4 protein-coding genes are annotated in these 5,486 nt (G+C 27.9%); all 4 read left to right on the top strand.

Features of this window, described 5'->3' with window-relative positions; translation table 11 throughout:
• Positions 1-87: 87 nt before the first annotated feature.
• Positions 88-426, top strand: coding sequence for a hypothetical protein (locus FC57_RS10095; RefSeq protein WP_040529575.1), 339 nt, complete (start codon positions 88-90; stop codon positions 424-426).
• 36 nt (positions 427-462) lie between these two features.
• Entirely contained in the window at positions 463-1,962 is a 1,500-nt protein-coding gene (locus FC57_RS10100; protein WP_007126116.1) for an AbiH family protein, read from the top strand.
• 256 nt (positions 1,963-2,218) lie between these two features.
• Complete coding sequence (locus FC57_RS10105; RefSeq protein ID WP_007126117.1) at positions 2,219-2,626, top strand: hypothetical protein; 408 nt, start codon at positions 2,219-2,221, stop codon at positions 2,624-2,626.
• 35 nt (positions 2,627-2,661) lie between these two features.
• Positions 2,662-5,025 carry an ATP-dependent DNA helicase gene (locus tag FC57_RS10110; protein ID WP_007126118.1) on the top strand — a complete coding sequence of 788 codons (2,364 nt, stop codon included), beginning with the start codon at positions 2,662-2,664 and terminating at the stop codon, positions 5,023-5,025.
• The last annotated feature ends 461 nt before the right edge of the window (positions 5,026-5,486 follow it).

The following is a 5,486-nucleotide window of genomic DNA, read 5'->3' on the forward strand; positions in this document are numbered from 1 at the left end:
TTTAACTAGCACCACGCGTATTATATATATGTGGATATGAAAGTTAATAATTTCTTCCATATTATATTGTGGAGTTGGAGAATCTCAATGGTAGTATGTGGTTTATTTTTAAATTTTATTGCTACAACTACTGAAGTATTATTAGGATTGATTGCTGTAGCTCAGCTTCTGATTAGTTCAGTATTAATAGGGTATATTATCGAAATTGTTAAAAATGGAGGCAGCAAAATAGGAAGAAAAAGTATATATATATTCTGTTTATGCTTATTATGTGTAACATATTTTCTAATGACTATTAAGAAAGAACAGTTAAGCAATAACTCTACCAGTAGTTTAGATATTAGTACACAAGTAAAAAGAATTCCTAAAAAAGATAAATGTCAATTAAAGAATATTAAAAGAATAGTTAGTCAAAAACTTAAATAGTTTAATTTTAATAAGGTTGAATGAGTGTCGTATAAAATGGATAGTAAAGAAAAAAGGCAGTTAATCGTTATTGGGAATGGCTTCGATCGTCAGTGTGGTCTCGAGACTACATATGATAATTATTTTAATACTAGATTTGGTATTAAATGTACAGAAGAGGTTAATAAAGCTTTTTATAGAAATACTGATATCGATGACATACAGAAAGATTTCTACGATAATTGTGAGAAAGTCTTAATAGAAATTTTCAAATCGAAAGAAACAAAAGATAGTAATTTAAACATAGGTGACATTATAAATGATGTACTATCGTCTTTTTTATTGCCGCTTAATGAAGAGTTAAATAATAAAATAAATACTAAAACAAATGCTAGTCAGATGTCCGAAGCATTGCGTGCTCATCAAGAATTATTGAAAAGATTAGTAGATAGGTCTAAGGAGATCTTAGAAGCTAATTATTCAAAGTGGGATTTGATTTTTTTGTCAGCAAAAGTGTGTTTAACTTCTGATCCGTTAGCTCATTGGCATGATGTTGAAACTATGATTTACAGAGTTGTAACTTGGGTACTAAAGGATAATATATTTAAGTTTTGTCAAAATTATAGTGAAGATAATGAAAATGAATATTTTGATAAAACCTTTTACGGATATGAATTTAATAGTAATTTGCAAAACAGCAAAACTATTTTTAGAAGAATAATAAATATTTGTTTTCACGAAGATTCAAAAGTAACAACTAAAGATGATCTTGCTATAAAAATGCTTGATGATCTTAATAGTTTTGAACGGAATTTTGCTAAATTTATTAATGATCAAGTGAATTATGAAGATGATGTAAGTAGAAACAAAAAGGACTACTTGAACAGTGCTAAAGACTTATTGAAGAAATTAGTCTTTCCTAATTTTGAGATGTCACCAGATTCTGTAATAATTGATGTGCTAAATTTTAATTATTCTTTAGATGAATCAGATTTTTTAGAAATGGCGATACCTAACGTACATGTAAACAGTTGGACTAATATTCATGGAATTGCTGATTATGCTAAAAAATCTGTTCAATCCTCACCGCCAATTTTTGGGATAGATAGCCATGACATTTTCCCATCTCGGAGAGGGGAAGGAGTAGATTTTAATGATCCAAGAATATTCTTTACAAAAGCATATAGGCTAATAAATAATCATGTTAATGATATAAGGAATAGTTCTTTTCAAAAAAATGTAGATGTAATAACTTTTATGGGACATTCACTCAATAAAGCTGATTATTCATATTTTGAAACTATTTTCGATATGTATGATATTTTTCATAGTAATGTTAAATTAGAGTTTTATTACTATAAGGGTTACAATAAGTTTTCTATAGTGGAAGATCCTAAATTAAAAATCAAGCAAAGTGAAAGAGAAACTATTAAAAAAGTTGTGAATTTATTAACTACTTATGGTGAAACACTTAAAAATGAGCATGGTGAAAATATAGTAAATAAGTTAATGCTTGAGCAACGTCTTGACGTGCACGTTAATCCTCAACAGGAATAAAAGGTAACGCTATAAAAGTACATTAATATAGGCGAGAAAAAAAGTTTAAAAATTTATATATGTACCAATGGAACAGACATATATTTAACTATTACGATAATGACTGGTTTCCACCAGCGTAAGCGTTGTATATTTTGGTGAATTATTGACTTAGCCTTATCTCTTATAGGATAGGCTTTTTTAATTTATGTTTGCGATATAATTAAGAGAATAAAGTAACATTATTAATTATATATTATTAGAGAGCGTATTGGTTATGAAAACAAAGATGTTAGAAGAATCTAATAGTCGAATTTGTTATGAGTTAGGGAAAATAAAAGAAGTAAAAAACGATGAATATGAAAAAGAAAGATGTGCTCAAAATATTGCAAGTGATTTACGAAATCTAGTAGAAGCAATTATTAGAGAAATTTATGCTGTGGACAACAATAAAGTAGTTAATCATAGGCAAGAGTTTAAAGAAGATGCTGAAAAATATGTGAAAAGTCAAAGTAAATATAGGGAGTTAATAAGAATACACGATTTATTTCAGTCTTCTTTTGGGCATTTTGATTTAAATCAATATAGCACTGTAAGATTATTAATAACAAGTTATTATACTTATTTAAGAAAAATTAAAAAATTTATAAACATCTTTTTAATGAAGATATCTTACAGAATTTAAGTAACATCCAATATTTATTAGAGAAAAATCCTAACTTGGAACAGTATCACGATTCAATTGCTTCCGTAATTAGTGAAACGAAACCAAGTAAAATTACTATTCATAGAAAATTTACTATAAAAGATGTAATTCCTTTTTTTGTTAATAATGAATTGTATTTTCAGATTACTTATTATCCTAGTTACTCAAATGGGGATAATTCAGATAGACAGATCGCATTTACAAAACTAAATATTTTTACTAAGTATACTGTTGAATTATCAATATCGAAAACCAAAATAAAAGTAGATAATACATCGATTCCGATAGCAGTAATTACTAACTGGCGAACTTCGATCACTCCAGGTACTTATAATAATATGATTAAAATTTTTAAAGGAGGCATTGGAAGAGAAATTAGTAATGCTGAGGCAAATACTTGGAATATGTATTTAACGCAAAATAGGCTTTCATTTTCAGATCTGTGTCTGGTTTATAATGATGATAAATTTCAGAATGTACTTTTAACTATTACGAAGGAATCTGGAACAATATGTATTTTTAGTAAAATTTTAAACGAAGCACGGAAATTAGTAAGAGATACTAATTTTTCGAATCGTAATACTTTATTGTATTTATTAAGTACAATGAATAAAAATGTGATATCTGATCAATATGATCCTAAATTTAATGAAAAGGCCCACCTTTACATTTCACCTAAATGTTATGCCTTCGAGCGTCATCCATATTATTGTTATCTAATTCATCATAAACCGGCTTTTAGAGATATTTTAACTGCTCGTATATTACCTGGGGATTATATAGGCGATATCTTGGCAAGAATTATTAGAACAAACATCCAGAATAATATATTAGTGTTTATTCCTGTAGATCAGATAAGAGATGAAGTGAATACTAATTATTTCTTAAACCAGTATTTAAATATTTCAACTGATGATAAATTAAAATATTTAATGGATAAGTATAACGCCAAATCGCTTCCAAAAAATCGGATAGTATTAACACCTTCAAAATATATAACTATAAACCAGTATCTTAATGAGTCTAAAGAAATAATTTCTAAGTTTAAAAAAATTGCATCGTATACTACTAATTTAACAAGTAGGGAAATTAATAACTTAGAACATGTGTTAAAGAGTAAGAATCAATATAGTTCAGATAAGATAAAAATAATCTCAGAACTATTTAAAAATACGTCAGTAGGCGTCATATATGGTGCTGCTGGAACTGGAAAGAGTACATTTACCAATCTCGTTGCTTCTTGGTTAAAAGATGAAACAAAATTATTTTTGTCTAGTACTAATACTGCCGTTGAAAATTTACGTAAAAGGGTTAATCATACCAATGCACAATTTTCTACTGTTGCTAAATACTTGTATCCTATTAAAAAAAATGCTGAAATTATTAATAATTATGATTTATTAGTAATAGATGAATGCAGTAGTATTTCGAATGCTGATATTTTGCAAGTAATATCTCATACGAATGCTAAAAAAATCTTATTAGTTGGTGATCCATCACAGCTGTACTCTATAGATTTTGGTAATTGGTTTGCTTTATTGCCATTCTATCTAAAAGACTGTTGTTATACACTTTCTACCCAAAATAGAAATAAGAGCAAAGATTTAGAAATTTTGTGGAATAATTTAAGGAACTTAGATAATTTTAAAAAAATTTCCTCAGGAAATCGGGATAGGATTCCAGAAGGACTTGCAATTAACGAGGTGTCTCGTGACTTAAATAGTAATGTATTTAATAATTTCCAAACAGGTGAGATTATCTTGTGTTTAAATTATGATGGCTTATATGGCATAAATAACTTAAACACATGTCTTCAACTTAATAATAAACATGATGCTGTAAAATGGAATGATCATGTCTATAAAATTGGTGATCCAGTGTTATTTAATGAAACGCAGTGTTTTCACAACTATATTTATAATAATATGCAAGGAATAATTGAAAACGTCGAAAAAGATGAAAATACAATAACTTTTACTATAAAAATGACTGATAAAATCACATCGACAAATAATGAGTTTAAAATACTTCGACAAGATCCTTATACTGAGATTCAAATAAGTGTAAATAAGCCAAATAAAGATGAAGGTGATGATGAAAATAGTATTGTACCTTTCCATATTGCGTATGCTATTTCAATACATAAATCACAAGGGTTAGAGTATCAAACTGTCAAATTAGTAATTCCCCCGGAACAAGCAGATCAGATTGATCTTCATAATTTCTATACTGCAGTTACTAGATCAAAGAGTAATTTATTTATATATTGGTCAGAAGAAACTGAGAGAAAAGTTATTAATCATTTTACAAATACTAATGAACAACCCAAACTAAAAAGTGATTATGAAAAGATCTGTCACTATCGACCAAGTAATTAAGCACAATATTTATAAATATTGTGACTAATTACTGTAAAACTTAATATGATTGTAGCTGATGAAGCTTTACATAAAAACAACTTTGAGTTGAGTAAGAGGTTAAAGAGGAAGTATTGTTAATTATATAGGCTGTTTCATTTTTAATAGGCAACTTTTTGGTTTAATTCTAAGCATCAAGTATCGTAAGTGTCAAAAAAACGAGTATATTGAAAGACTGTCCTAGGTGTTTTGACTCATTGGCACTCTTCCTAAAATATAAAGGTAGATAGAAATATGACAATGTTTTTTATCTATCTTTTTTCTCTATAATAATGATTAACATTCTATAAGAAATCCTGTTGATAGAGAGTAAATGCAAGGGATCAAGCAGTTAATAAACTGTTTGGTTCTTTTTCTGGATGGGTAGTTTTTCTTCTTGCTTTTATCATACGGACATCCGGATGGGGATCATAGTCCGATTG

Source organism: Lactobacillus ultunensis DSM 16047 (genome assembly GCF_001436305.1).
Taxonomy (GTDB): domain Bacteria; phylum Bacillota; class Bacilli; order Lactobacillales; family Lactobacillaceae; genus Lactobacillus; species Lactobacillus ultunensis.

Excerpts from the sequence above, each read along its gene's own strand:
- FC57_RS10100 (WP_007126116.1), top strand. The coding sequence starts at position 463 with ATGGATAGTAAAGAAAAAAGGCAGTTAATCGTTATTGGGAATGGCTTC.
- FC57_RS10095 (WP_040529575.1), top strand. The coding sequence starts at position 88 with ATGGTAGTATGTGGTTTATTTTTAAATTTTATTGCTACAACTACTGAA.
- FC57_RS10105 (WP_007126117.1), top strand. The coding sequence starts at position 2,219 with ATGAAAACAAAGATGTTAGAAGAATCTAATAGTCGAATTTGTTATGAG.